A 26,002-nucleotide genomic window follows, 5' to 3' on the forward strand; every position below is an offset into this window, starting at 1 on the left:
AGTCCGGTCACGACGAGACCTGCCGACGCGGCACACGCGGCCCGATCCGCGTGACGATCTCGTAGTTGATGGTCGACGCGGCTGTCGCCCACTCGTCGGCGGAGGGCACGCCGAGCGTCGGGTCGCCGAACAGCACCGCCTCGTCGCCGACGACGACCGGGAGGTCGCCGACGTCGACGACGAACTGGTCCATCGCGATGCGCCCCGCGACGGCGAAGCGCGCGCCGTTGATAGTGACGGGACCGCCGCCCGACGCCTGTCGCGGCACGCCGTCGGCGTAGCCGAGCGGCACGAGGGCCAGCGTCGTCTCGCGCTCGGCGCGGTAGTCGTAGCCGTACGAGACGCCGTGCCCCGCGGGCACGCGGCGCACGGCGGCGACGGGTGCGCGCAGCGTCATGGCGGGGCGCAGGCCGAGGTCGCCGGCATCGCGGTCGTCGAAGGGCGAGAGGCCGTAGATCGTCACGCCCAGTCGCACGCAGCCGAGCCGGGACTCGGGGAGCGCGAGCGCCGCGTGACTCGCCGCGATGTGGCGCAGCGGTGGGGCGAGGCCGACCGATGCCGCGACGGCGACGCCCTCGAGGAAGACGCGCAGCGCGGCGCGGTCGTCGTCCGCGGACGCGTTGGAGAGGTGGCTGAACAGGCCGACGACGCGCAGCCGGCCGATGCGCTCGAGGCGCGCAGCCTCGGAGAAGACGACGTGGTAGTCCTCCGGTGGGATGCCGTTGCGGCCGAGGCCTGTCTCGAGCTTGAGGTGCACACTGACCGGGCGGCCTGTGGATGCCGCGGCCGAGGCCTGCAGCAGCTGATCGAAGCTCGAGATGCCGAGCTCGATTCCCCTGCCGGCGGCCTCGCGGAAGTTCGCGCCGGGGGCGTGCAGCCACGCGACGATCGGCGCGGTGATCCCCCCGCGTCGCAGCGCGAGCGCTTCGCCGATGTCGGCGACTCCGAGCCGGGCCGCACCGCCGTCGAGCGCGGCAACGGCGCTGCGCACGGCGCCGTGCCCGTAGCCGTCGGCCTTGACGACGGCGATGACCTCGGAGTCGGTCAGGCGGCGCAGCTGCCGCACGTTGGCGGTGATGGCACCGACGTCGATCGTGGCTTCGCGCAGCACGCCGGCGGGCAGGCGGCTCATGCGTCCGCCTCCGCCACGACGTAGGCGGTCGCGAGGTTCGCGTCGTGCGACATCGACAGGTGCAGCTTCGTGATCCCGCGCCGCTCGACCACGTCCTGCGTCGATCCGCTCAGGACGAAGTAGGGACGGCCGGATGCCTCGGACGCGATCTCGACCTCGGTCCAGTGCAGTCCGTCCGACCCGCCGAGCGCCTTGATGAGCGCTTCCTTGGCGGCGTAGCGGGCGGCGAGGGACCGCGTCGAGCGCTCCCGCTCCGCCGCGGAGAAGAGCCGCTCGAGCAGGCGGGGCGTGCGCGTCATCGTGCGTTCGAACCGCGGAATGTCGACGAGGTCGACGCCGATGCCGACGATCACGTGGCCTCCCCTCGTGCCGCGGCCCTGGTCGAGCTCGGGAGCGGCATCCGTCACCCTATCGCGCCTGCCGCTCGGACCCGGCGGCGCCAGAACGGTAATGCATCGCGCTGATCCTGTGGCGGCGGGGCGAGTGCGGCGCTACCGTCCTCTGCAGTCCAGCACCCACCCGCCGGAACCACACCAACATCTGGCTCCTCGAAGATGAGAGTCGGCCACCGTGTCACGCCCAGTCTCGCCGTATCCGCATGCCATCATCGCCGTGATCATGACGGTGACTCTGACCACCGCGGCGATCCCGCTCGTCGGCGAGCCGGCTCGCGCGAGCGCGGCCGACGTCTACGACGCGATGCGAGACCGTCACGTCGCCGACCTGATCGGCGTCGTACCCGGGAGCGACGGGGTCGGCGACCTGTCGCGGTCGACGGATCGCGTCGCGGATGCCGGCGACAGCGCGTGGCGGGCCCTCCGGCCCACGACGAGCGCCTCGACCGAGCCGTGGCCCGATCTCGCGACGGGCGCCGCCAGTCGTCAGCTCTACTACGCGTACCAGCGCACGGTGGCGATGGCGACGGCGTTCCGCACCCCGGACTCGGCCCTGACCGGCGATCTCGATCTCCTGGCCGACACGATCTCGGTCGCCGAGTGGCTCAATACCTACCGCTACAACACGACGGTCGCGAAGGACGGCGACTGGTGGTTCTGGGAGGTCGGCATCCCGATGGAGGTGAACGACCTCACGAGCCTGCTGTACGCCCGGCTCACCGCCGACCAGCGGTCCCGCTACATGGCGGCGGTCGCACGCTTCGTGCCGAAGCCGACGCGGACCGGGGCCAACCTCGCGTGGTCGGCGTGGATCGTCGCCCTGCGCGGAGTGCTCACGGCGCAGCCGGCGAAGATCGACGAAGCGGTCTCCGGCATCCGCCCTGCGCTCCGCGACACCGCCTCGGGCGACGGCTTCCGCGCAGACGGCTCGTTCGTCCAGCACGACCGCTTCGCGTACACGGGCGGCTACGGGCTGTCGCTGCTGGAGACGGTGTCGCGGCTGTACTACCTCGTGGAGGGGTCGCCGTGGGAGTCGACGGATGCCGCGGATCGCTCCTTCTACGACCGCATCGAGTCGTCGTACGCGCCCGTCATGTGGTGCGGCGACCTCCTCGCCGATGTGCGGGGGCGCGAGATCTCGCGGGAGGCATCGTCCGACGGCGCGGGCGGGGCGAGCGTGCAGGGGTCGGCGCTGCGCCTCGCGGACACGGCGCCCGCCGACGTCCGGGAGACCATCCTGTCCCGCGCGAAGCAGTGGCTCGAGTGCTCTGCCGACACCGTGTCCAGCGTCGAGGCGGCGGGTTCGCGGAGCGACGTCGTGCGCGCGCGACTGCTCCTCGCCGATACCGGCGTGCGCGCCGCCTCAGGCGGCGCCGGCGGTGCTGTCGCCCTCAACGGGATGGACCGGTTCGTGTCATCGGACTCCCGGTTCGGATTCTCGGTCTCTCTGTCGAGCAGCCGGATAGGCGGCTTCGAGTCGATCAACGACGAGAACCTCCGCGGCTGGTACACGGGCGACGGGATGACGTCGCTGCGCGTTGGAACGGGCGGGCAGTTCGACGGCGGCTACTGGGCGACCGTGAACCCGTACCGGATGCCGGGGACGACGGAGGACACGATGCGCCGCGCCGCGGCGGAGGGATCGCGGTATGCCTCGCCAGAGGCGTTCGTCGGCGCGCTCGCCACCCCGGACGGGTCGACCGGCATCGCGGTGATGAACTACAACGCCTACCGCAGCGAGCTCGCCGCGAAGAAGACCTGGTTCGCCTTCGACGACGAGATCGTCTGCATCGGCGTCGGGATCACCTCGGCCGGCATGAGCGGGTACGGGTGGGACGGCGCCCTCACCCGCGTCGAAACGGTCGTCGACAACCGGCTGGCGCGCTCAGCGGATGCCTCGCTCGTCGTCGACGGCACCGCCGTCGGGCGGGATGCGACCACCACACGCACCGCGACGTGGGCGGCGATCAGCGGTGCAGCGGAATCGGTCGGCTACTACTTCCCGTGGCCGACAAAGGTCACGGCCCTCGACGAGACCCGCTCGGGAACGTGGTCGGCGGTGAACGCGCTGACGGGCAGCGGACGGACCGTGACCGGCCGGTATCTGACGCTCGTCACGAGCCACGGCCGCAACCCCGCCGGCGCCGGCTACGAGTACGTCGTGCTGCCGAACGCGACACCCGCCGCGACCGCGGCGTACGCGCAGCATCCCGGTGTCGAGATCCTCGACCGGTCGCCCGGACACGTCGCCGTCCACGACACGTCGTCGACGACGACCGGCGCCGTCTCGTTCGACCCAGCGGCCGATCACCCCCTCGTCATCGACGGTGCGCCCCTCGCGACCTGGCGGGGCAGCGGCATCCTGTCGATCTCCGAGACCGCCGCCACCGTCACGGTCTCGGTCGCCGATCCGTCGCGGATCTCGGTCTCGCCCGTCGTCGTCACCGTGAACCGGTCGGTGGACGTCCCCGGGCCGAGCGCCGGACTCACCGCCGCCACTCCCCTTTCGGACGGTCTCCGGCTGCAGTTCGACCCGAGCGGCTCCGAAGGCCGGACGCTGTCCGTCGTGCTCCACAAGACCGCGGCGCCCGTCTCCGTGCGCCTCGACGACACGGATCCCCGCATCCGCTACACGGGTGCGTGGCGGAGCACCTCGGCCACCGGCGACTTCGGCGGATCGATCGCGTTCAGCTCCGATCCCGAGTCCGCGTTCTCCCTCGACTTCACGGGGACGCGCATCACCCTGGAGGCGCGCCTCACAGCATCGGCGGGCATCAATGAGGTGGCCGTCGACGGCGTCGTCCTCGGGCGATACGACGGCTATGCGCCGACGACGACCTTCCGCCAGGCGGTCTTCACGAGCCCGGTGCTGGCGGCAGGCGCGCACACCGTCACCGTGACGCGCACTGGCACCAAGTCCGCGGCGTCGTCGGGGCGCAACATCATCCTGGACAGCATCCTGATCGAGGCGACTGGCCCGCCGCAGTGACCTCGCCGGTCTCCTCGGCCGTGACCGACTTCACTCGACCGTGACCGACTTCACTCGACCGTGACCGACTTCGCGAGGTTGCGCGGCTGGTCGACGTCGAGGCCCTTCGCGGTCGCAAGACCCATCGCGAAGATGTGCAGGGGCACGACGGCGAGGAGCGGCTCGACCAGCGGAGCCGCGACCGGGATGTGCAGCACTTCGTCGGCGAACGGCAGGACCGCGGCATCGCCCTCTTCGGCGACCGCGATGACGCGGGCGCCGCGAGCGCGGATCTCCTGGATGTTGGAGACGACCTTCGAATGCAGCACGGGCGACTCGCGCGGCGAGGGCACGATGACGAAGACGGGCTGACCGGGCTCGATGAGCGCGATCGGTCCGTGCTTGAGCTCACCGGCCGCGAAGCCCTCCGCGTGGATGTAGGAGATCTCCTTGAGCTTGAGCGCGCCCTCGAGCGCGATCGGGTAGCCGACGTGGCGTCCGAGGAAGAGCACGGACCGCGTATCGGCCATCCAGCCGGCGAACTGCTCGATGTGCTCCTGCGAGCGGTCGAGGATGCGCTGGATCTTCTCCGGCACCGCCTCGATCTCGAGCACGTGCTGAGCGATCTCGGTCGGAGTCAGCGTGCCGCGGACGCCGCCCACGTGCAGCGCGAGCAGGTACAGCGCGGTGATCTGCGCGACGAAAGCCTTCGTCGAGGCGACGGCCACCTCCGGGCCGGCGTGCGTGTAGACGATCGCGTCGGACTCACGCGGGATCGTCGCGCCCTGCGTGTTGCAGATCGAGACGGTCTTGGCGCCGGCCTCGCGCGCGTACTTCACGGCCATGAGGGTGTCCATCGTCTCGCCGGACTGGCTGATCGAGACGACGAGCGTGTCGGAGCCGATGACGGGGTCGCGGTAGCGGAACTCGTGGGCGAGCTCCACGTCGACGGGGACGCGCGCCCACTGCTCGAGCGCGTACTTCCCGACCATGCCCGCGTAGGCGGCGGTGCCGCACGCGATCACGATGATGCGGTTGATCCCCGCGAAGAGGTCGTCGAGGCCGTCGAGCTCGGGGATCGAGACGACGCCGTCGCGGATGCGGCCACGGAGCGTGTTGGCGACGGCCTCCGGCTCTTCGGAGACCTCCTTGGCCATGAACGACGACCAGCCGCCCTTGTCGGCGGCCGCGGCATCCCACAGCACCTCGAACGGCTCGACCTCGACGGGTCCGCCGGAGAAGTCGGTCACCTCGACGCCCTCGGGCGTGATCGCGACGATCTCGTCCTGGCCGATCGCGAGGGCGTGGCGCGTGTGCTCGACGAACGCCGCGACGTCGGAGGCGAGGAAGTTCTCGCCGTCGCCCAGGCCGATCACGAGCGGCGAGTTGCGGCGCGCGCCGACGACGAGGCCGGGGTGCTCCTCGTGCATCGCGAGGAGCGTGAAGGCGCCCTCGAGCTGGGCGACGGCAGAGCGGAAGGCCTGCACGAGGTCGCCGCCGTTGTGGCGGTACTCGTGACCGAGCAGCACGGCGGCCACCTCGGTGTCGGTCTCGCTGCGGAAGGAGTAGCCCTCGTCGATGAGCCGCGCCCGCAGGGCGGAGAAGTTCTCGATGATGCCGTTGTGGATGAGCGCGAGATCGTCGTCGTCGGCGAGGTGCGGGTGGGCGTTCGCGTCGGTGGGGCCGCCGTGCGTCGCCCAGCGCGTGTGCCCGATGCCGGTCTTGCCGTCGGCGAGCGGGTGCGCGGCCAGATCGTCGCGCAGCACGCTGAGCTTGCCGGCCTTCTTGCGCATGCCGAGACCGCCGTCGCCGTCGATCACGGCGATGCCCGCGGAGTCGTATCCGCGGTACTCGAGGCGCGACAGGCCGGCGAGCAGGATGGCCTGGCTGTCGCGGGGGCCCACGTATCCGACGATTCCACACATGCCCCTGATTTTAGACGGGGGGTTTCGTCAGAAGCCTGAACAAACGGATCGGGATGCTGCGCCCGGCCCTCTCGCACAGGTCAACCACGCGTTTGCAGGCCGATTTCCGCGCCGAACCCACCTGCGGATGCGTGGTTGACCTGTCGATGAGCTGGCCGGCGGCGCTCGCGTCAGAGCTTTCGGAGCAGCACCCGCTCGACCGCATGATCGGCGGCCTTGTGCAGCACGAGCGAGGCGCGGTGCCGCGTGGGGGCGACGTTCTCGATGAGGTTGGGCAGGTTGATGTCGTTCCAGTAGCCGAGCGCCATCGAGACCGCCTCGTCGTCGCTGAGATGCGCGAAGACGTTGAAGTAGGAGCTCGGGTTGGCGAACGCCGCTCGGCGCAGCGCGAGGAAGCGGTCGACGTACCACTGCGTGACGTGCTCGGGTTCGGCATCCACGTAGATCGAGAAATCGAAGAGGTCGCTCACGGCCACGTCGTTCGGGTACGGCGGCGGCTGCAGCACGTTGAGCCCCTCGACGATGACGACGTCCGGACGGCGCACCGTCACATGCGCGTCGGGCACGATGTCGTAGCGCAGGTGCGAATAGAAGGGCGCCTGCACCTCGGCCGCCCCGCTCTTGACCTCGGACAGGAACCGCACGAGCGCGCGCCGATCGTACGACTCGGGGAATCCCTTGCGCGCCATGAGTCCGCGGCGCTCGAGCTCCGCGTTCGGGTAGAGGAAGCCGTCGGTCGTCACGAGCTCGACCCGCGGGGTGTCGGGCCAGCGGCTCACGAGCTCGCGGAGCAGGCGCGCGATCGTCGACTTGCCGACGGCGACCGATCCTGCGACACCCACGACGAACGGCGTCGTGGTGTCGGGCTCCTGGAGGAAGCCGGCGGTGTCGGCGCCGAGGCGCTTCGTCGCGGTCGCGTACAGGCTGAGGAGTCGGCTCAGGGGCAGATAGACCTCGCGCACCTCGGTGAGGTCGAGCCGATCGCCGAGACCCCGCAGCTGCACGACCTCGGTCTCGGACAGGGGCTGCGTCATCCCGGCGGCGAGCCGCGACCACTCGGAGCGGTCGATCTCGCGATAGAGGTGAGGGCTCAGCCGCCCGCTCACATCGGACCCTTCGCCGAGGTCGTCGGCATCGGAGACGGTCGCATCGTCGGGGATCGCGGCATCGGCGGACATCGCGCCCATCGTATCGGCGATACACTCGCTGCGACGCTGGGCACCGTCGCTCTCGACCCGAGAGAGGACGCAGCATGCGCGCACCGACCACCAGAGTCGCCGCCATCGCGGCGGGCGTCATCGTCGCCCTCATCGGCGTCGTGGCCCTCGCGGGACTGCCGCTCTACGTGTTCCCCCCCGCCGAGCCGATCGGGAAGGCCGACCTCGTCTACGTGATCGGACCGCCGCAGAAGTATCGCGTCGAGGTGGAACGCGCGCTGCGCGCCGAAGGCGTCGCCGGCCACTCCCTCTACTCCGTGCCGACTCACGGCGGCTGGTCCGCCGCGCGCCTGCCGGTGTGCCACGAAGAAGGCGTCGACTGCGTACATCCCGAGCCCTTCACGACCAAGGGCGAGATCGCCTTACTCACGAAATACGCCCCCGCGCACGACGTCGACCGCACGATCATCCTGACCTTCACCCCGCACGTGCTGCGCACGCGGTACATCCTCGAGAAGTGCTACCACGGCGACGCGACGGTCGTGGCGGTCGACCAGCACTTGAGCCTCGCCGACTGGATCTACCAGTACGCCTATCAGTCGTTCGCGCTCGTGAAGGCCTGGATCACCCCCTGCGCCGACAGCTCGGACCTCTGAGCAGCGCGGGCGGCGCGCGAGCCGCCCGCTCCGACCGGTACCCTCGACCCGTGCGCCTGGGAGTCCTCGACATCGGCTCGAACACCGTCCATCTGCTCGTCGCCAACGCCCACCCGGGTGGACGCCCGCTCGCGACCACGAGCCAGCGGACCGTCCTGCGCCTCATGCGCTACCTGGCACCCGACGGCTCGATCACGCCGGAGGGCATCGAGGCGCTCGTCACCGCAGTCTCGGAAGCGCGGCAGGTCGCGGCCGACGAGAAGGTCGACGAGCTGCTCGCGACGGCGACCTCGGCCGTGCGCGAGGCCACGAACGGCCCCGAGGTCATCGCTCTCATCGAGGAGGCGCTCGGCCAGGAGCTGCAGGTGCTGGGCGGGGAGTCCGAGGCGCGCTTCACGTTCCTCGCGGTGCGCCGCTGGTTCGGCTGGGCCGCGGGGCAGATCCTCCTCTTCGACATCGGCGGAGGCTCGCTCGAGCTCGCGTCGGGTGACGACGAACTGCCGGATGTCGCGGCATCCGTCCCTCTCGGCGCGGGTCGCATGACGATCCAGTTCATGCCGACCGACCCGCCGGGCGAAGACGCCGTCGAGGCCCTCCGCGACCATGCGCGCGAGACGCTCGCCCCCGTCGCCGAACGCCTCCTCGCCGAGCCTCGGCCCGACCATGTCGTGGGGTCGTCGAAGGCGATCCGCTCCCTCGCCAAGCTCGCCGGGTACCCCGTTCCCGGCTCATCAGGAATCGAGGGGATGCTGCTCCCCCGCGCCGCGCTCGGCTCGTGGATCCCGCGGCTCGCGCGCATCCCCGCTTCGGCGCGTCAGGAACTGCCCGGCATCACGCCCGACCGCACGTTCCAGATCGTCGCCGGCGCGGTCGTGCTGCACACCGCGATGACGATGCTCAAGGTCGACGAGCTCGAGGTGAGCCCGTGGGCCCTTCGCGAGGGCGTGCTGCTTCGCTACATCGAGTCGATGTCCTGGGGCTGATCGGCCGCTGGCGCCGGGCACCGTTTCGGTGACCTTGTCGAGGGTCGACGCCGTAGGTGCGAGGACGTGAGTGACCGGCGCCGATCCGGTCCCCGAGCTTGCCGAGGGGCCGCGCGCAAGGACCGCCGGCGACCGGCACCGCCCCGGTCCCCGAGCTTGCCGAGGGGTCGCGCGCGAGGAACGTCGGCGACCGGCACCGCCCCGGTCCCCGAGCTTGTCGAGGGGCCGACTCGTCACGCGCGAGGAACGTCCACGAAGCCACGGCCCAGTCGCGATCCCCGAGCTTGTCGAGGGGTCGGCTCCTCACCAGCGTGGAGCGCGGGGCGTGCAGCTGCGATCGCTACGGGTCATGTTCGTCGTTTGATGGTGTCGAGCATGCGGGTGGGGGAGGTGGTGACGGGTCGCCACCTCATGGTGTTGTCGTACCATTTGTCGGCTTGGACTTGTGGGACGCCGTGGTTCATCCGGATCTTCCAGATGCCGTCGTCGATGAACCGGTGATGACTCCAGCAGAGCAGCACCCCGTTGTCGGTGTGGGTGGGCCCGCCGTTGGCGTGGTCGGTGACGTGGTGGACCTCGCACCAGGCGGCGGGGACGCCGCATCCGGGGATGATGCAGTTCCCGTCCCGCAGGCCGATCGCGCGACGCTGATGCTTGTTGAACACGCGCTGCTCGGTGCCGATCTTGAGGATCCGGCCCCTGTCGTCCAGGACGACGTGTTGGATGACGCCCGCGCAGCCGGCGTGCCGGGCCGCGGCCGGTGAGACGGGTTCGTCGGTGCCGTCCACGTGCGCCCACCCGGTGTCGCTCGCGAGGTCTTCGGCGCGCACCGAGATCAGCAGGGTGGGCGCGGCACCCCCGATCGTGGGGAGCAGTTCGCTGGTCGCGGCGACGGTGAGCGCGGTGGCCAGTGCGTCGTGGTGCTGCTGTGCGGTGGTGCGCTGGTCGGGTAGGAACGGGTCGGTGTTCGGGTCGTCGGGGTGGAACCTCACCCCGGGTTGGGTGCGGGGGGATTCGACAGCGGTGCAGATCCGCTGGAACTGCGCCGCGACCTCCGGCAGCAGCGCCCCGCTGATCGGGACGACCCCGTCCCTGACACGGCCCAGCCGGACGCCGCGGAGCCGGAGCGCGCGTTCCTCACGGGGTTGCGCACCGTCCTGGTCGAGCACCGCCGACCACGCCAGGGCTTGGATGCGCAGCAGGTCCGCGCACGCCGGCGGTGCCCCGTCCGGCCCCACCCCCCGTGCTTCCGCGGCCAGCACCGCGTCCGCGGCCAGCAGATCCTCCACCGCGACCCGGTCGCCCATCGCCTCCAGCGGACCCGCCACGGCCAGCAGCCCGTCCACCCCGACCTCCCCGTCGATCAGCGCGTCCCGCATCGCCGGTAAGCGGGCCGGGAGCGGTTCCCCGTCCAGGCGGTGCTCGACGAGCACGGACTTCGCCGCCTTCTGCAGACGGCCGACCGACGACGGGGAGAGCCGGGTGAGCCGCTGCACCAACTCCGACACGTCGTGGCATCCCATCCTGGTGGTCAACCGCAGGTCCCGCTCCGACGTCCACGAACGCCGCACGACCTCACCGGTCGACTCGACCAGCAGCGCATCGACCAGCCGCGCGGCCTCCCCCGCGACACGCAACGCGTCGACCAGATCACCGTCCGAGGAGCCCCGGATCACCTCATCCCGGAGGCCCTCGGCAGCGCAGACGCGGAGCTGCTCGACCGTGTCCCGGAGGGTGTCGAGCAGGGCTTCCATGGAACCATTCTGCCGAGGGCCACCGACATTCCCGGCGCCGTTTACCCTGATCCATCAGGGATTTCATGGTCACGACTCCCGTACTCAAGGGGAATCCTCCCAGGGTTCCTCGTCGGTTCAGGCTTCGACGCTTCGACACGCTCAGCGACCCAGAAGGACTGGCCCATGACGTCGGCCCCGCGATCCACCGAGGGGCTGAACCCGGGGTCTTCGGCGGGCTCGAGTTCGACGCTTCGACAGGCTCAGCGACCGAGAAGGATTGGCCCATGACGTCAATCCCGCGATCCGCCAAGGGGCTGAACCCGGGGTCTGCGGCGGGCTCGAGTTCGACGCTTCGACAGGCTCAGCGACCGAGAAGGACTGGCCCATGACGTCGGCCCCGCGATCCACCGAGGGATTGAACCCGGGGTCATCGGCGGGCTCGAGTTCGACGCTTCGACAGGCTCGGCGACCAACAAGACGCCGTCGAGAACGGCCGGGATCACTGCGGTCGGGCTATTCTCCCCCGCCCGTCGAACGGAGCGAACGCCAGGTTTGCGCCCGCGCTCGAGTTCCCCGCATCGACAGGCTCAGCGACCAACACAACGCCGCCGAAGACGGTCGGGACCACTGTGGCCGGCTATTGTCCCCAGCCCGCCGGGCGGCGATCTCCGGGGTTTGCGCCAGAGCTCAGGGGGCGACGCTTCGACGGGCTCAGTGAACAACGCAACGCCGTCGTAGTTAGGCGGGGTTTGCGCGGGGCGCGGGTTCACCGCGTGGAAGCTGAGCCGGTAGTGGACGTGGGTGCCCGCCGTGCTCCATGATTCCGTCATGGCCGTACGGCCCGCGGCGATCCGCACTCCCGACCAGCGTCTCCGTGTCTTCGTCAGCTCCACTCTGAAAGAGCTCGAGCCGGAGCGCCGCGCGGTGCGCGCCGCGATCGAGTCGATGCAGCTGGCACCCGTCATGTTCGAGCTCGGCGCACGGCCCCATCCGCCCCGCGAGCTCTACCGCTCGTATCTCGCGCAAAGCGACGTGTTCGTGGGCATCTACGCGGAGGATTACGGCTGGGTCGCACCCGGTGAGGATGTCTCGGGTCTCGAGGACGAGTACGCGCTCTCGGGCCGGCTCCCCCACCTGATGTACGTCAAGGATCCCGCCCCCGACCGGGAGGAGCGGCTCACCGAGCTGCTCGATCGCATCCGCGCCGACGACCACAGCTCGTACAAGTCGTTCGCCGCGGCCGGCGAGCTCGCCGAACTCGTGCAGGGCGACCTCGCGACCCTCCTCGCCGAGCGATTCGACGCGACGCGCATCGACCCGCCGGCGGAGACGAAACCGGACGGCGGACGGCCGGGTTCCGACATCCCCGCGCCCTACAGCGCCATCGTCGGCCGCGAGGACGAGCAGCGGGATGTGCTCGCGATGCTCGCCCAGCCCGGCGTGCGTCTCGTGTCGCTCGTCGGTCCCGGCGGGATCGGCAAGTCGCGCCTGGCGATCGAGATCGCCGAGTCGATCGCGGCCGAAGGGCGCGACGTGGCGTTCGCGCTGCTGGAGGCCGTGCCGATGCCCGATCGCGTCATCGTCGCGATCGCCCGCGCTCTGGGCGTGCGGGACGCCGCGGCGGAAGGCTCGCTCGAAGACCGGGTGGTCGCAGCCCTCGCCGACCGCGACGTGCTGCTCGTCGTCGACAACATGGAGCACGTGCTGGCGGCGGCCGATCTCCTCGTCCGCCTCCTGACGGCCGCGCCGAGGCTTCAGCTGCTCGTGACCAGCCGATCGCCGCTGCGCGTGCGCGCCGAGCATGTGTACGACGTGGGCCCGCTCAGGCTGCCGCCCGAGGATGCACCGGATGCCGCGGCATCCGCCGTGCAGCTCTTCGCGCAGCGTGCGGCGGCCGTGCGTCCGGGCTTCCGGGTGACGCCCGAGAACGCCGCGAGCGTCGTCGCGATCTGCCGCGCCGTCGACGGCGTGCCGCTGGCCATCGAGCTCGCCGCAGCGCGGGTGCGCTCGCTGTCGGTCGAGCAGATCCTCGACCGGCTCGACTCGGCCCTGACTCTGCTCGTGGGAGGCGCCCGCGACCTGCCCGAACGGCAGCGGGCCCTGCGCAGCACGATCGAGTGGAGCGTCCAGCTGCTCGAGCCCGACGCCCGGATCGCCCTCGGGACCCTCTCGGTGTTCACCGGCAGCTTCAGCCTCGATTCGGCGGAGCGCGTGCTCTCCGAGGCGGGGACGGTCGACCCGATCTCGGCGCTCGAGGCCCTCGTCGACGCGAGCCTGCTCGCGACGACGGATCGCCGCGGCGTCGCGATGTTCCGGATGCTCTCGCTCGTGCGCGCCTACGCCGGCGAGCTGCTTCCGCCGGACCGGGCGGCCGCGGCCGTGGACGCGTGGCTGAAGAGCTACCGCGAGCTGGCCGTCCATGCGCAGCCGAGACTGCGCGGACCCGATCAGCTGATGTGGCTCGACCGGCTGGAGGGCGAGATCGAGAACCTCGCCCGCGCGACGCGCGTGATGTTCGAGCGTCGCGAGCTCGACCTCGCCGCGTCGTATCTGTGGTCGCTGTACCTGTTCCTGTGGATCGGCGGCTACCTCGGCGTTGTGCGCACCTGGGCCGAGGAGCTGCTCGGCATCGCCGAGCGGGACGGCGTGCCGATCGATGCCGACACCCGCGCCATCGCCGAGTACTACATCAACGCCGTGCGGTTCTGGCAGGAGCCCGGATTCGACGTCACGACGGGTCTGACGGCGAGCCGGGAGCTCTTCCGCGAGGCCGGCGATCGGCATGGCGCCGCGGTGGCCGGCATCTCACTCGGGCTGGCGCTCCTCTCGCGGAAGGACCCCGATGTTCCCGCCGCCGTGGCGGAGCTCGAATCGAGTCGTGCCGAGTTCGCGGAGATAGACGACGCCTGGGGCCAGGCGATGGTGCTCAACGTCCTGGGCCGGGTGGACATGGGCCGCGGCGACATGGCGAAGGCACGGCAGCGTTTCGAGCAGAGCTTGGAGCGCGCGACGTCCCAGGGCGAGCGGCTCGGTATCGTCATCGCGATGAACTCGCGCGGATGGACGCGGCTGCTCACGGGCGATGTCGCGGGCGCGCACGACGACTTCGCCCACTCCTTGGATCTGTCGCTCGCGCTGCATCACGACGAGGGGATCGCCTACGGGCTCGAGGCCTTCGCCGGACTCCGCGCCGTCGAGGGCGACGCTGTCGCCGCGGGGCGCCTGTTGGGTGCGGCGCAGCGGCTGCGCCGGCGGAAGGGGCTGCTCAACCCGGGGTCGTTCGAGTTCTACATGATCCCGATCGGGGCGCTGCGCGCGGCCGACCAGGGCGAGGTGCTCGATGCCGCGACCCGCGCGGGGCTCGACCTCACCGTGGCGGAGGTGCTCGATGACGTCCGCCGGTAGGCCCTCGAAGGCCGGCGACGACCGCATCCTCCCCGTCACACGCTGGGTCGCCGTCTTCATCATCCCGTTCCTCGTCGTCGCGGATGTGCTGCTCTATGCGTTCCCGACCCGGGCCGGCGAGCTGTTCGCCTGGGCGATCGCGCCGCCGCTCTCGGCCTACCTGCTCGCGTCGGCGTATCTCGGCGGGGTGTGGTTCTTCCTCCGCGTCGCGACGGTGCGCGGGTGGCATCGCGTTCGGCACGGCTTCCCCGCGATCGTCCTGTTCGCCGGCGCGCTCCTCGTCGCGACACTCCTGCACCTCGACCGGTTCTCGCACAACCTGTCGTTCGGGGTCTGGCTGACGCTGTACGCCACGACGCCGTTCATCATCGCGGTGCTCGCCGTCGTGCAGGCGCCGCGCGATCCCGGGATTCCGGATGCCGCGGATGCCGTCATCGCAGGGTTCGCCCGCATCGGGCTGGCCCTCATCGGGATATCGGTCTTCGCGTTCGGCGCGATCATGTTCGCAGCCCCCGAGTTCGCGGTGTCGTTCTGGGCGTGGAAGCTCACACCGCTCACGTCGCAGGTGCTGGGAGCCGTGCTGAGCCTCACCGGCGTCGTCAACGCGGCGCTGCTCTGGGACAGCCGCGCCAGTTCGTTCCGCATCCTGTTCCAGGCGCAGCTGCTGAGCCTCAGCGCCATCGCGCTGTCGCTGATCGCGGGCCGCGACGACCTGCTGTGGGATCGCCCCATGACCCCGATCTTCATCGGGGTCATGGTCGTCGGGCTCGGCCTCTACGGCGGCTTCGTCGCCTGGTGCGAGTTCTCGCTGCGCCGTGCCGCGGCATCCCGAGTGACGGTCGCCTGACCCGGCCGCCGAGGAACGGCGACCAGGTCAGAACGATGAGCGAGTCGTCAGTGCGACCAGCGCACCCGGTGCAACGAGCGTGTCGTCAGAGCGACAGGCGCTCGCGGACGACGGCCGCGAGGCGACCGGCGGCGGCCTGGGCGGCGTCTTCGTCGGATGCCTCGACCATGACGCGGACGAGCTGCTCGGTGCCGCTCGCGCGGAGCAGGACGCGTCCGGAGTCGCCGAGCTCCGCGGAGACGGCGGCCACGGCATCCGCCACGCCCTCGTCGCTCGATGCGCGCGAACGATCGACGTCGCGCACGTTGACGAGCACCTGCGGATACACGGTCATGATGGAGGCGAGCTCGGCGAGCGACTTCCGACGGCGCGCCATCTCCCCGACGAGGTGCAGGCCCGTGAGCAGGCCGTCGCCGGTCGTGGCGTATTCGCTCATGATCACGTGACCGGACTGCTCGCCGCCGAGGGAGAAGCCGCCCTCGTTCATGCGCTCGAGGACGTAGCGGTCACCGACGGCGGTCTGCTCGACGTGGATGCCGTGCCGCTCCATGGCGCGGTGGAGTCCGAGGTTGCTCATGACCGTCGCGACGAGCGTGTTGTCGACGAGGCTGCCGCGCTCCTTCATCGAGACGGCGAGGATCGCCATGATCTGGTCGCCGTCGACGACGTTTCCATCGGCATCGACGGCGAGGCAGCGGTCGGCGTCGCCGTCGTGCGCGATGCCGAGGTCAGCGCCGACCTCGACCACCTTGCGCGCGAGGTTGTCGAGATGCGTCGATCCGACGCCGTCGTTGATGTTGAGCCCGTCGGGGTCGGCCCCGATGACGGTCACCCGGGCGCCGGCGTCGCGGAACGTCTCCGGCGAGACGCCGGCCGCCGCGCCGTGGGCGCAGTCCAGCACGACGTGGATGCCGTCGAGCGAGTGCGGCAGCGACGCGAGGAGGTGCACGACGTAGCGGTCCTCAGCGTCGGAGAAGCGGCGGATGCGGCCGACGCCGGCTCCGGTCGGCTGGAGCTTCGGGCCCGCCATCGCGGTCTCGATACGCTCCTCGACGATGTCGGGCAGCTTCCTGCCGCCACGGGCGAAGATCTTGATCCCGTTGTCGGGCGCAGGGTTGTGCGATGCCGACACCATGACGCCGAAGTCGGCATCCATGTCGGCGATCAGGAACGCCGCCGCGGGTGTCGGGAGCACACCGGCTTCGAGCACGTCGACACCGGACGAGGCGAGGCCCGCCGCGACAGCGGCGGCGAGGAACTCACCGGACACGCGCGGGTCGCGGGCGACGACGGCCGTGAGCCGCTTGCCCGCCGCGCGGCGCGCGTCGGCAGTACGGCCCTGGCCCAGGACGACCGCGGTCGCCTGGGCCAGGGTGAGAGCGAGATCGGCGGTGAGGGGGCCGTTGGCGAGCCCCCTCACCCCATCCGTGCCAAAAATCGGCATACGGAGGGTGCGCCGATCAGCGCTTCGAGTACTGAGGCGCCTTGCGGGCCTTCTTGAGACCGGCCTTCTTGCGCTCCTTCACGCGAGCGTCGCGCGAGAGGAAGCCCGCCTTCTTGAGCGTCGGGCGGTTGTTCTCCGCGTCGATCTCGTTGAGGGCGCGGGCGATGCCGAGGCGCAGCGCGCCAGCCTGGCCCGAGGGGCCACCGCCCGAGATGCGGGCGATCACGTCGTACGCGCCCGTCAGGTTGAGCACCGTGAAGGGGTCGGTCACGAGCTGCTGGTGCAGCTTGTTCGGGAAGTAGTCCTCGAACGTGCGGCCGTTGATGGTGATGGTGCCGGAGCCGGGGACGAGGCGCACGCGCGCGATCGCCTGCTTGCGGCGGCCGACAGCGGCGCCGGGCACCGAGAGCACGGGGCGCTCGGCGGCGACGACCTCCTGGTCGACGGGCGTCTCGGTCGAGTAGTTGCTGAGGTCTGCGGAATCCTGGATCTTCGCCACGAGTGTTTCCTTAGTCTGGAGAGCGGCGCTTACTGGGCGACCTGGTCGAAGGTGTACGTCTTGGGCTGCTGAGCGCCGTGCGGGTGCTCGGCACCGGCGTAGACCTTCAGCTTCGACAGCTGCTGGCGACCCAGGCTGTTCTTGGGGAGCATGCCGCGGACGGCCTTCTCGACCGCGCGGACCGGATTCTTCTCGAGGAGCTCCGAGTAGGTGACGGCCTTGAGGCCGCCCGGGTAACCCGAGTGGCGGTAGGCCTTCTTCTGCTCCAGCTTCTGGCCCGTGAGGGCGACCTTCTCGGCGTTGACGATGATGACGAAGTCACCGGTGTCGACGTGGTTGGCGAAGGTCGCCTTGTGCTTGCCGCGGAGGAGGGCCGCCGTGTGCGAGGCGAGACGTCCGAGGACGACATCGGTCGCGTCGATGACCAGCCACTCGCGCTGGACTTCGCCAGCCTTGGGGGTGAAAGTGCGCGTCACAGTAGTGCTGCTTTCTTGATTCGAACGGAGAGGTTCGTGAATCCCACTCCGGGGTGCTTCCGCTTCGATCCCCGAGCTTGTCGAGGGGCGGAAGACGCCAGTGGAGGGCTCACGTTCGCGGTGCCGGGTCAGCAAGAGCCGGACACCAAAGGTCAAGCTTACGGCATCGGGATGCCACGTCCAAACCGAGCGGGCGCGCAACGGCCCCCGGCCGGCTTGGGGATGCGCCTGGGGATGCGCCCGACCGGGGACCTGTCTATGCGCGTCATTGCGGAGCCAGTTCTGACACTATGACGCGGGTCGTTTACACCGCACTGCGGCGATGTGAAATCTGCGTTTCGAGTTGTCCAGCAGGAGCGATGAGCGCTCCGGCGGGTCGTGGTTCCGACAGAACGATTTTCCCACGCCTGATCCGTCGCGCGCATCCCGAATCACCGATCGGATCGCGATATTTCGTGGAGTGTGACGGCCCGTCACCTGTGCGAAATGGAATCTTCATCCCGGCTGGGTACCGTCGCGCACATGACGAACAGCTCCATCAAGGCAGTGATCCCCGCGGCCGGCCTCGGCACGCGATTCCTCCCGGCGACGAAGGCGATGCCCAAGGAGATGCTTCCCGTTGTAGACAAGCCCGCGATCCAGTACGTGGTCGAGGAGGCCGTCTCGGCGGGTATCGACGACATCCTCGTGATCATCGGGCGCAACAAGAACGCGCTCGCGAACCACTTCGACCGCGTGACGGAGCTCGAGCACACGCTGGAGCAGAAGGGCGACCACAGCAAGCTCGAGCGCGTCATGCAGCCGAGCTCCCTCGCCGACATCCACTTCGTCCGCCAGGGCGACCCCAAGGGCCTCGGTCACGCCGTGCTCCGCGCGCGCAAGCACGTCGGGAACGAGACCTTCGCCGTGCTGCTCGGCGACGACCTCATCGATGCCCGCGATCCGCTGCTCTCCCGCATGATCGAGGTGTCGCTCCACAAGAGCGCCACCGTCGTCGCCCTCATGGAGGTCGATCCGTCGCAGATCCACCTCTACGGCTGCGCCGACGTCGAGACCACCGACGAGACGGATGTCGTCAAGATCAAGGCCCTCGTCGAGAAGCCCTCGGCGGCGGAGGCGCCCAGCAATCTGGCCATCATCGGGCGCTACGTGCTCAAGCCGCAGATCTTCGACGTGCTCGAGGAGACCGCGCCCGGCAAGGGCGGCGAGATCCAGCTGACCGACGCGCTCGAGACGCTCGCCGACGACGAGGAGATCGCGGGCCCCGTGCTCGGTGTCGTGTTCCACGGCCGCCGCTACGACACCGGCGACCGCCTCGACTACCTCAAGTCGAGCATCCAGCTCGCGCTCGACCGCGAGGATCTCGGTCCCGAGCTTGCCGCATGGATCAAGGAAGTCGCCCCGACCCTCGCCTGACCCCCGCACAACGAGCCGCCCCGACCGGACAGCACGTCCGGCCGGGGCGGTTCTCCCGTACCTGACGAGATCCTGCCGACACGACCGCGAAGCGCGGGAATCCGCTAGTCTGTCCGGAAGCTCCAACCTCGCAGACGAAGCAGCACTCGACGGAGAGTCGCCTCACCATGGATGCCCCAACGATCGTTCTCATCGCCGCCGGCGTTCTCGCCGCGTGGGCTGTCATCGCCATACTCGTCGCGGTCGTGGTCGGCCGCACCGCCGCCGCGGGTGACCATGAGCGCCGGATCGAGGCGATGGCACACGAGATGCGCCGAGAAGACGCCGCGGCCGCGGCATCCGCTCGGAAGCACGACGCCGCGGCCGCAGACGGCGGCCGGCAGGGTCAGTAGGCGCCCTCGCTCTTGAGCACGGCCTTCACGGTCTTGAAGAGGATCGTGAGGTCGCCGGTCAGCGTCCAGTTCTCGACGTAGAACAGGTCGAGGCGGACCGTCTCGTCCCAGTCGAGGTCGCTCCGGCCGCTCACCTGCCAGAGGCCCGTGATGCCGGGCTTGACGAGGAATCGACGGTGCACGGTGTCGGCGTACTGCGTCACCTCGCGCTCCAGCGGAGGGCGCGGCCCGACGAGAGCCATGTCGCCGCGCACGACGTTGAACAGCTGGGGCAGCTCGTCCAGGCTGAACCGTCGGAGGACTTTGCCCACACCCGTGACGCGCGGGTCGTCCTTCATCTTGAACATGATGTCGTTGCCGCTGTCCCGCGACTTGTCCGCGAGGTCGGCGAGGCGGGCCTCGGCATCCTGATACATCGACCGGAACTTCAGCATGTGGAACTTCTCGCCGCCGAGGCCGATGCGCTCCTGGCGGAAGAGGACGCCGCCGGGGCTCGTGAACTGCACGGCGAGGGCGACGAAGATGAGCACGGGAGCCAGCAGCACGACCAGTGCACCGGCTGCGATGACGTCGAACGTGCGCTTGGCGTGCAGCTTTCCTCCCGAATAGCGAGGCGTCTCCACGTGGACCAGCGGGAGACCGGCGACCGGACGCGTGTGCAGGCGCGGACCGCCGATGTCTGTGAGGCTCGGAGCCACGATGAGGTGGTGGCGACCGGGTTCGAGGTCCCAGCTCAGGGACCGGACAGTCGCGGCGCTCAGCTCGTTGGCGCTGCTGATCAGGACGGTGTCGGCGTCGACGCGGTGCAGTGCCTCGATCACCTTGTCGACCGAACCGGACACCGCGATGTCGGTGCCGGGGATGTAGTCGGCCACACGCCCGCTGGGCGTGCAGGCTCCGACGACATGAAGACCCGCCGCGGGCGTGCGCTTCAGGTCGCGGGCGGTCGCCGCCACCGACTCCTCCGAGCCCACGAGCAGCACCCGATTGCTCATCCTGCCCTTTCGCCGCTGCGCGACGAGCCAGCGCCGCCAGAGCCACCGAGTGATGACGAGACCGGCCGTGGTCGCGACGAGCCCGTAAGCGAGGATGAAGGTCAGACCCTCGACGCCGAACAGGTAGGCGAGCAGCGCCGCCGTCGTGAACGCGAGGAACGACGACTGCACCAGCGCGCGGTACTCCTGGCTGCCGACTCCGACGACGCGCGGCGTGCGACTTCCCGTCAGCGACAGGAGTGCGAGGATGCCGAGCAGCAGAGCCACTCCGATGCCGACAGCCGGCAGTGCGAAGTCGTAGCGCGTCACCTCGACGATCGACGGATGCGGGGCGACGATCATCACGAGCGCCAGCATCACGACGAGGATCAGGACATCCGTGGCCACGAGGACGCGGGCGTAGTTCCGTTCCCAGCGGGCAGAGCCCGCTCCTGCGTTCGCCTGCGTATAGGCGGTACCCCCGACGAGTCGCTCGTTCTTCACCGTCACAGTTGCCATGTATCTTCACCACTCCCGAGCCGCGGACCTCGGGGGAACAGCGCAACGACCCCGGAGAGTCGACCGTCGCCCCCCAGAGACGGATTCCGAATGCCCATCATGGCGGGAATTCTCCAACGGCGGGTTACACACGTGTTACATGCCAGGCAAACGTTTCGGATTCCGGACACCGACGACGGTTGGAAACATGGGCTGGCTATCATTCCTCGCTATGACGCACCGGCCAATACGCAGCGCGCCCACCGCAATTCTCCGAGGAGGCGTGCGGTGAAGCTGCGCGGAGTCGAACTCGTCCACTGGAATCCGCGCCGGCACATCGGCGAGGGCCGCATTGCGCGCGCACTCCCCCGCATCAAGCGACCCAACAATTTCGGCGATCTGCTGGGTCCGCTCATCGTCAAAGAGCTCGCAAAGGGAATTCCGGGACGCGCCGACGACCGGCGCCTGCTCAGCGTCGGGTCGGTCCTGCATTTCGCGCGAGACGGCGACACCGTGTGGGGCAGCGGGCGCAACGGCAAGATCGCCGACGACGCGTACCGCTTCACGCGGCTCGATGTGCGAGCCGTGCGGGGTCCGCGCACCCGCTCATGGCTCGCCGAGCGCGGCATCGACGCGCCGGCGGTCTACGGCGACCCCGCACTTCTGGTGCCGACCGTCTTCCGCGAGTTCGCGGCATCCGTCGTCCCTCGTCGCCTCGGAGTCACCGTCGTGCCGAACCTCCACGACGTCCCCCGCTGGAAGGACGAGCCGGGATTCCTCGACCCGACGACCCGGGTCTGGACGACGATCCGCACGATCGCCGAGAGCTCGCACGTCGTCGCGTCGTCGCTGCACGGGATCATCCTCGCCGAGACGTTCGGCGTGCCCGCCTCCCTCGTACTCCCCGGAGCCGAGGATCTGTTCAAATACCACGACTATTTCGAGGGCACCGGACGGATGCTTCCGCCCTCGTCGTCGACGGTCGCCGAGGCCCTCGAAAACCCCGCCCCGCCCATTGTCGACTGGGATCCGAAGCCTCTCCTGGAGGCCTTTCCGGCCGATATGTGGACGGGCTCTGCGGCATTTCCGCAGGGTCTCGCTGCGTGAGCCGAAAAGCGTACTGGTCGAGTTTCGCATTTGTAAACAGTCGGTGCCCGTCGCGTGAAAAGGATGGGCACGAGCGAGAAGAGCCCGCTACAGTGACCACCGGACAAGGTCGTCATCGTTCCGAAGCAGTTCCGCAATGACCTGAGAGCTCACCATGACGACAACCGCCGATCGCGCAGCCGTCACGTCCGATCCCGCCTCCGCACGCCCCGCCGTCATCGTCGTCCAGCAGACGCTGGTCCCGCCGGACGGCACGACGAAGTTCGTCGACCAGATGGTCGGCATGGACAATCCCGCCGTCGTCCACCGCTACTTCTCGTGGAAGCGCGCCATCGTCACGAAGTACGACGTGTTCCACGCGCACTGGCCCGAGCTCACGATCCGCGGAGCCACGCCGATGCGCAGGTTCATGCGCCGCCGGTACCTCGATGCCTTCCTGCTGCGGGCCAAGCTCCTGCGCACGCCCATCGTCCGCCACCTGCACAACGTCGAGCCGCACGAGCCCGGCAACGCCGCCGAGCGGCGCGCGCTGCGGAGGTTCGATCGCGCGACGGACGTCTACATCCGGCTCAACCCGACGACGGTCCCTCCGACGGATCGCCCCGTCGTGACCGCGCTGCACGGGCACTACCGCAAACCGTACTCGGCGTACGGCGTGCCCGCCCCCGAGGCCGGTCGCATCGTCTACTTCGGCATCATCCGGCCGTACAAGGGCGTGGACAGGCTCGGCACCGTCTTCTCGGAGCTTCCGGATGAGGACGTCACGCTTCGCATCGTGGGCGCGCCGAGCGAAGGCCAGCGCGAGATGGTCGAGGCGCACTGCGCCCGCGATCCCCGCATCACGGCCCTCCTGCGCTACGTCTCGGACGCCGAGCTGGTCGACGAGGTCGGCCGCGCCGAGCTCGTCGTGCTGCCGTACAACGAGATGCACAACTCGGGCGCGATCCTCGCCGCGATGTCGCTCTCGCGTCCGGTCCTCGCGCCGCGCACCCCGGCGAACACGGCGCTCGCCGAGGAAGTCGGCCCGGGCTGGATCCTGGAGTACGACGGAGAGCTGACCGCTGAGATCCTGCGGCAGGGGCTCGAGACCGCACGCGCGGGCGAACGCTTAGCCGAGCCGGACCTCTCGGAGCGTGATTGGGACCACGTCGGGCGCATCGTCGAAGGCGCCTACCGCCTGGCCATCGCACGGGCGTCGCACCGGCGATGACTGGGGTGGACGTCAACACGTCCCTGGGAGCATCGGCGTCGCGCGGAGCGGCGATCACGATCCTGGGGCAGATCATCCGCGTCGTCGTGCAGCTCGGCGGGATCATGATCCTCGCGCGCCTGCTCACGCCGTCGGACTACGGTCTGCTTGCGATGGTGACGGCGATCATCGGCGTCGGCGAGCTGATCCGCGACTTCGGCCTGAGCTCGGCCGCGATCCAGGCTCGTACGCTGAGCCGGGGACAGAAGAACAACCTGTTCTGGATCAACGCCGGCATGGGCGCGAGCCTCATGCTGCTCACCATCGCGGCATCCTGGCTGATCGCGGCGTTCTACGGCGACGACCGGCTGCAGCCCATCGCGGCGGCGCTCTCGGTCACCTTCCTGCTCAACGGACTGTCCACGCAGTTCCGCGCCGACCTGTCCCGCAACCTGCGGTTCGGCCGCCTCGTCGTGGTCGAGACCGGCGCCCAGGTGCTCGGCCTCAGCGTCGGTCTGTGGATGGCGTTCACAGGCATGGGCTACTGGTCGCTCGTCGGGCAGCAGGTCGGCCAGACCGTCGCGGCGCTCGGCCTGCTCATCGCGCTCACGGGATGGTTCCCGGGCGGCATCGCCCGACGCGAGTCGATGCGCGGGCTGCTCGGCTACGGCGTCAACATGTTCGGCACGCAGCTGCTCACGTACGCGAGCCGCAACGTCGACTCCGTCGTGATCGGCGCCCGCTTCGGTGCCGCCGACCTCGGTCTGTACAACCGGGCGTTCCAGCTCATGATGCTCCCCCTCCTGCAGCTGAACGCGCCGTCGACCCGCGTCGCACTGCCCGTGCTGTCACGGCTCCAGGACGACAAGGCGCGCTACGCCGCGTTCATCACCTTCGGCCAGTCGGCGCTGCTGTCGGTCATCGGCGCCGTGCTCGCGCTCCTGGGCGCACAGGCCGAGTCGGTCATCCGCATCATGCTCGGCCCGCAGTGGCTCGAGGCCGTGCCGGTCTTCCGAATCCTGCTCGTCGCCGGGTTCTTCCAGGCGGCCGGCTACGCGACGTACTGGGTCTTCCTGTCCAAGGGGCTCATGCGGCAGAACCTCTACTACTCGCTCGTGACCCGCCCGTTCATGATCGTGGCGATCCTGGTCGGATCGATCTGGGGCATGTACGGCGTCGCGATCGCATACTCGGCATCCATCGCGATCATGTGGCCGCTCTCACTGCTGTGGGTGCGCCGCTCGTCGGACGCCCCGGTGGGCGCCATGTTCTTCAACGGGGCGCGCGCGATCATCGTCTTCGGGTTCGGCTGCGTCGTCTCAGGCGTCTCCACGATCTGGATCGACCCCGAGCTGCCGTTCATCAAGGTCATCGTCGGCGGACTCGTGCTGCTCGCGTGGATCGGCCTCATGGCGCTCGTCTGGCCCCGATTCCGTCGCGACATCGTCGAGCTCGCGGCGGCCCGCCGATACTTCCGCCGGCGCCGTGCGACGAAGACGACGGATGCCTCGCCTGCCGACGCCGAGCTCGCCGAAGGCATCGAGGACCCCGATCTCGCCGAGGCTCTCGAGGGCGCCGCTCGCGTCGAGGCCTTCGACGACCCGGCCCTCGTCGAGGGTGAGGAGCGGCTCGCGCGCCCGCACGGTCTGCTGCCCGGCGACGAGCCGCCCGCCGAGTGGGCGGACGATGACGGAAGGCGACGGTCATGAGCGCATCCCCGGCTGCGGTCTCCGTCAGCGTCGTGCTGCCGTGCTACAACGCGGCGGAGTTCATAGAGTCGGCCGTCGAGCGGCTGCTGCGGCAGTCCGACGTCGAGCTCGAGCTGGTGCTCGTCGACGACAAGTCGAAGGACGACACCGCCGCGATCCTCACGCGGCTCGCGGGCGCGCACGAAAGCGTGCAGGCGATCCTCCTCCCCGAGAACGGGGGCGTGGCCGCAGCGCGCGAGGCCGCCGTCGCGGCCGCGACCGGCGACTACGTCTGGTTCGTCGACGCCGACGACGACTGGCCGGAGGATGCCGCGCACGAGCTGCTCGGGGCGGCGCTCGCCGTCGACGCCGACATCGTGTGCGCCGGCGCGACGGTCGTGTCCGAGGGCCAGCCGGCCCGCCCCGTGGGAGACCTCCCCGAGGACGACGTCATCACGGGAGCGGCGGCACTCGACTCGCTCCTCGTCGGCGGCATCACGGGGCACCTCTGGAACAAGCTCTTCCGCCGATCGCTGCTCAGCCGCATCGAATTCACCCGCATCCGCCAGCACTCCGATCAGGCCATGGTCGCTCAGGCCCTCGTCGAGGCTCAGCGCGTCGCGATCCTGCGCCGATCGGTGTACGTCTACAAGCTGCGGGCGGGTTCCATCATCCGCTCCGGATCCCGCCGCGCCGACTCGCTCCGCGAACTCGGCGAGGTCATGGCCAGATGTGTCGCACGCGTCGACGCCTCGGCTCTGAAGAGCCCCGACTACCTGTACTACCGCGCCCGATACAACACCCTGTCGCGCCTGAAGGACGCGACCTCGGGCGCCTACACGGACACCGAACGCCGCGCTCTCGTCAAGCAGGTGCGCTCGGAGATGTCGTTCGCGCAGCTCGGTGCCATCAGGCGCCGGCGCGACGTGACGCGCTTCGGCATCTACACCCTCGGATGGCTCAGCCCGCGCGCCTACAGCGTGGTGCTCGACAAGGCCGGGGGCCGACTGTGACGGTCGATGACGCGCGGGGGCGCGTTGTTCGCACGATCGTCGCTGCCACGACACAGCCTGGAAACGGCCCGCTCGTAGCGTGGCCGACGACGGCGCGACATG

The 26,002-nt window shown here is 69.9% G+C and carries 20 protein-coding genes; 11 read left to right on the forward strand and 9 right to left on the reverse strand.

Going from position 1 to position 26,002, the window contains the following annotated elements:
- Nucleotides 1-7: 7 nt before the first annotated feature.
- Together alr and ACH3VR_RS17100 are read right to left on the reverse strand one after the other, a co-directional pair.
- Nucleotides 8-1,132, reverse strand: a complete 1,125-nt coding sequence (gene alr / locus ACH3VR_RS17095; RefSeq protein WP_397557532.1) for an alanine racemase — start codon at nt 1,130-1,132, stop codon at nt 8-10.
- Nucleotides 1,129-1,485, reverse strand: coding sequence for a holo-ACP synthase (locus ACH3VR_RS17100; protein WP_397557616.1), 357 nt, complete (start codon nt 1,483-1,485; stop codon nt 1,129-1,131). The genes alr and ACH3VR_RS17100 overlap by 4 nt, the downstream gene beginning before the upstream one ends.
- Nucleotides 1,486-1,702: 217 nt before the next feature.
- Here ACH3VR_RS17100 and ACH3VR_RS17105 point away from each other — a divergent pair, with 217 nt between their 5' ends.
- Nucleotides 1,703-4,516, forward strand: a complete 2,814-nt coding sequence (locus ACH3VR_RS17105) for a polysaccharide lyase 8 family protein (RefSeq protein ID WP_397557533.1) — start codon at nt 1,703-1,705, stop codon at nt 4,514-4,516.
- A 50-nt stretch (nt 4,517-4,566) separates the two neighbouring features.
- Here the strand turns inward: ACH3VR_RS17105 and glmS are convergent, their stop codons facing one another.
- Together glmS and coaA are read right to left on the reverse strand one after the other, a co-directional pair.
- Complete coding sequence (glmS, locus tag ACH3VR_RS17110; RefSeq protein WP_397557534.1) at nt 4,567-6,420, reverse strand: glutamine--fructose-6-phosphate transaminase (isomerizing); 1,854 nt, start codon at nt 6,418-6,420, stop codon at nt 4,567-4,569.
- A gap of 170 nt (nt 6,421-6,590) precedes the next feature.
- Nucleotides 6,591-7,607, reverse strand: coding sequence for a type I pantothenate kinase (gene coaA, locus ACH3VR_RS17115; RefSeq protein WP_397557535.1), 1,017 nt, complete (start codon nt 7,605-7,607; stop codon nt 6,591-6,593).
- 65 nt (nt 7,608-7,672) lie between these two features.
- On the opposite strand from coaA, the gene ACH3VR_RS17120 reads away from it, so the two are divergent.
- Both ACH3VR_RS17120 and ACH3VR_RS17125 read left to right on the forward strand, forming a co-directional pair.
- On the forward strand, nt 7,673-8,233 hold the full coding sequence (locus ACH3VR_RS17120) for a YdcF family protein (protein ID WP_397557536.1): 561 nt from the start codon (nt 7,673-7,675) through the stop codon (nt 8,231-8,233).
- A 50-nt stretch (nt 8,234-8,283) separates the two neighbouring features.
- Nucleotides 8,284-9,216 (forward strand): Ppx/GppA phosphatase family protein, encoded by a 933-nt coding sequence (locus tag ACH3VR_RS17125; RefSeq protein WP_397557537.1) that lies wholly within the window; start codon nt 8,284-8,286, stop codon nt 9,214-9,216.
- A gap of 347 nt (nt 9,217-9,563) precedes the next feature.
- On the opposite strand, the gene ACH3VR_RS17130 is transcribed toward ACH3VR_RS17125, so the two are convergent.
- On the reverse strand, nt 9,564-10,970 hold the full coding sequence (locus ACH3VR_RS17130; RefSeq protein ID WP_397557538.1) for an HNH endonuclease signature motif containing protein: 1,407 nt from the start codon (nt 10,968-10,970) through the stop codon (nt 9,564-9,566).
- 810 nt (nt 10,971-11,780) lie between these two features.
- Here ACH3VR_RS17130 and ACH3VR_RS17135 point away from each other — a divergent pair.
- Both ACH3VR_RS17135 and ACH3VR_RS17140 read left to right on the forward strand, forming a co-directional pair.
- The gene (locus ACH3VR_RS17135) at nt 11,781-14,357 is read left to right on the forward strand and encodes an ATP-binding protein (protein ID WP_397557539.1); all 2,577 of its coding nucleotides are present in this window, start codon (nt 11,781-11,783) and stop codon (nt 14,355-14,357) included.
- Nucleotides 14,341-15,204, forward strand: a complete 864-nt coding sequence (locus ACH3VR_RS17140) for a hypothetical protein (protein WP_397557540.1) — start codon at nt 14,341-14,343, stop codon at nt 15,202-15,204. The genes ACH3VR_RS17135 and ACH3VR_RS17140 overlap by 17 nt, the downstream gene beginning before the upstream one ends.
- 85 nt (nt 15,205-15,289) lie before the next feature.
- Here the strand turns inward: ACH3VR_RS17140 and glmM are convergent, their stop codons facing one another.
- From glmM to rplM, 3 genes are read right to left on the reverse strand one after another with little or no spacing between them, the layout of a single operon-like run.
- Nucleotides 15,290-16,648 (reverse strand): phosphoglucosamine mutase, encoded by a 1,359-nt coding sequence (gene glmM, locus ACH3VR_RS17145; protein WP_397557541.1) that lies wholly within the window; start codon nt 16,646-16,648, stop codon nt 15,290-15,292.
- A gap of 16 nt (nt 16,649-16,664) precedes the next feature.
- On the reverse strand, nt 16,665-17,147 hold the full coding sequence (gene rpsI, locus ACH3VR_RS17150) for a 30S ribosomal protein S9 (RefSeq protein ID WP_397557542.1): 483 nt from the start codon (nt 17,145-17,147) through the stop codon (nt 16,665-16,667).
- Nucleotides 17,148-17,176: 29 nt separating this feature from the next.
- Entirely contained in the window at nt 17,177-17,623 is a 447-nt protein-coding gene (gene rplM / locus ACH3VR_RS17155) for a 50S ribosomal protein L13 (RefSeq protein WP_397557543.1), read from the reverse strand.
- A 522-nt stretch (nt 17,624-18,145) separates the two neighbouring features.
- On the opposite strand from rplM, the gene galU reads away from it, so the two are divergent.
- Nucleotides 18,146-19,039 (forward strand): UTP--glucose-1-phosphate uridylyltransferase GalU, encoded by an 894-nt coding sequence (gene galU / locus ACH3VR_RS17160; RefSeq protein ID WP_397557544.1) that lies wholly within the window; start codon nt 18,146-18,148, stop codon nt 19,037-19,039.
- A 167-nt stretch (nt 19,040-19,206) separates the two neighbouring features.
- Nucleotides 19,207-19,431 carry a hypothetical protein gene (locus ACH3VR_RS17165; protein WP_397557545.1) on the forward strand — a complete coding sequence of 75 codons (225 nt, stop codon included), beginning with the start codon at nt 19,207-19,209 and terminating at the stop codon, nt 19,429-19,431.
- Here ACH3VR_RS17165 and ACH3VR_RS17170 read toward each other — a convergent pair.
- Entirely contained in the window at nt 19,425-20,924 is a 1,500-nt protein-coding gene (locus ACH3VR_RS17170; RefSeq protein ID WP_397557546.1) for a sugar transferase, read from the reverse strand. The genes ACH3VR_RS17165 and ACH3VR_RS17170 overlap by 7 nt on opposite strands.
- A gap of 267 nt (nt 20,925-21,191) precedes the next feature.
- Between ACH3VR_RS17170 and ACH3VR_RS17175 the strand changes: the two genes are divergently transcribed.
- The 4 genes from ACH3VR_RS17175 (at nt 21,192) to ACH3VR_RS17190 (ending at nt 25,900) form a co-directional block, all read left to right on the forward strand.
- Nucleotides 21,192-22,010, forward strand: a complete 819-nt coding sequence (locus ACH3VR_RS17175) for a polysaccharide pyruvyl transferase family protein (protein ID WP_397557547.1) — start codon at nt 21,192-21,194, stop codon at nt 22,008-22,010.
- A 154-nt stretch (nt 22,011-22,164) separates the two neighbouring features.
- Entirely contained in the window at nt 22,165-23,220 is a 1,056-nt protein-coding gene (locus ACH3VR_RS17180) for a glycosyltransferase (RefSeq protein WP_397557548.1), read from the forward strand.
- Complete coding sequence (locus ACH3VR_RS17185; protein ID WP_397557549.1) at nt 23,217-24,908, forward strand: lipopolysaccharide biosynthesis protein; 1,692 nt, start codon at nt 23,217-23,219, stop codon at nt 24,906-24,908. The genes ACH3VR_RS17180 and ACH3VR_RS17185 overlap by 4 nt, the downstream gene beginning before the upstream one ends.
- Complete coding sequence (locus tag ACH3VR_RS17190) at nt 24,905-25,900, forward strand: glycosyltransferase family 2 protein (protein WP_397557550.1); 996 nt, start codon at nt 24,905-24,907, stop codon at nt 25,898-25,900. Before ACH3VR_RS17185 ends, ACH3VR_RS17190 begins: the two co-directional genes overlap by 4 nt.
- Nucleotides 25,901-26,002: the final 102 nt, after the last annotated feature.

It is taken from the genome of Microbacterium alkaliflavum, assembly GCF_044325405.1.
Classification (GTDB): Bacteria; Actinomycetota; Actinomycetes; order Actinomycetales; family Microbacteriaceae; genus Microbacterium; species Microbacterium alkaliflavum.

Bases quoted from the DNA above. Each gene is read 5' to 3' on its own strand.
- alr (WP_397557532.1), bottom strand. From the start codon at position 1,132: ATGAGCCGCCTGCCCGCCGGCGTGCTGCGCGAAGCCACGATCGACGTC.
- glmS (WP_397557534.1), bottom strand. From the start codon at position 6,420: ATGTGTGGAATCGTCGGATACGTGGGCCCCCGCGACAGCCAGGCCATC.
- coaA (WP_397557535.1), bottom strand. From the start codon at position 7,607: ATGGGCGCGATGTCCGCCGATGCCGCGATCCCCGACGATGCGACCGTC.
- ACH3VR_RS17120 (WP_397557536.1), top strand. From the start codon at position 7,673: ATGCGCGCACCGACCACCAGAGTCGCCGCCATCGCGGCGGGCGTCATC.
- ACH3VR_RS17130 (WP_397557538.1), bottom strand. From the start codon at position 10,970: ATGGAAGCCCTGCTCGACACCCTCCGGGACACGGTCGAGCAGCTCCGC.
- ACH3VR_RS17135 (WP_397557539.1), top strand. From the start codon at position 11,781: ATGGCCGTACGGCCCGCGGCGATCCGCACTCCCGACCAGCGTCTCCGT.
- ACH3VR_RS17140 (WP_397557540.1), top strand. From the start codon at position 14,341: ATGACGTCCGCCGGTAGGCCCTCGAAGGCCGGCGACGACCGCATCCTC.
- glmM (WP_397557541.1), bottom strand. From the start codon at position 16,648: ATGCCGATTTTTGGCACGGATGGGGTGAGGGGGCTCGCCAACGGCCCC.
- galU (WP_397557544.1), top strand. From the start codon at position 18,146: ATGACGAACAGCTCCATCAAGGCAGTGATCCCCGCGGCCGGCCTCGGC.
- ACH3VR_RS17165 (WP_397557545.1), top strand. From the start codon at position 19,207: ATGGATGCCCCAACGATCGTTCTCATCGCCGCCGGCGTTCTCGCCGCG.
- ACH3VR_RS17170 (WP_397557546.1), bottom strand. From the start codon at position 20,924: ATGGCAACTGTGACGGTGAAGAACGAGCGACTCGTCGGGGGTACCGCC.
- ACH3VR_RS17180 (WP_397557548.1), top strand. From the start codon at position 22,165: ATGACGACAACCGCCGATCGCGCAGCCGTCACGTCCGATCCCGCCTCC.
- ACH3VR_RS17185 (WP_397557549.1), top strand. From the start codon at position 23,217: ATGACTGGGGTGGACGTCAACACGTCCCTGGGAGCATCGGCGTCGCGC.
- ACH3VR_RS17190 (WP_397557550.1), top strand. From the start codon at position 24,905: ATGAGCGCATCCCCGGCTGCGGTCTCCGTCAGCGTCGTGCTGCCGTGC.